The organism is Anaerobacillus sp. 1_MG-2023 (assembly GCF_030547345.1).
Lineage (GTDB): Bacteria > Bacillota > Bacilli > Bacillales > Guptibacillaceae > Guptibacillus > Guptibacillus hwajinpoensis_B.
Genome location: NZ_JAUORD010000321.1, coordinates 1 through 230, shown reverse-complemented (window position 1 = coordinate 230; position 230 = coordinate 1). Strand labels below are relative to the sequence as shown.

Annotated in this window: 1 protein-coding gene; it reads left to right on the top strand. The window is 61.7% G+C overall.

Features of this window, described 5'->3' with window-relative positions:
• Positions 1–230: hypothetical protein (locus tag Q4550_RS24310; RefSeq protein WP_303536838.1), on the top strand; the 230-nt coding region annotated here is incomplete at both ends.

The following is a 230-nucleotide window of genomic DNA, read 5'->3' as shown; positions in this document are numbered from 1 at the left end:
ACCTGGACCGGATTGGCCATTTTACGTTTCAGGGCGCGATCGTTGAAGACAGCCTGACAGCAGCGGGCGCAGGCAATGCCGAGCGCCAGACCTTTGGCGCCTTGTCTTTTGTTGCGCCGCTGCAACTCGTAGGCTGGGGCGGCGATCCAGGTCTGGATGAGCAGACGCCTCATATCCGTATCGAGGGCGTGAGCGAAGCGATCCGGTGCGAGATAAAGCCACGTCCGGGC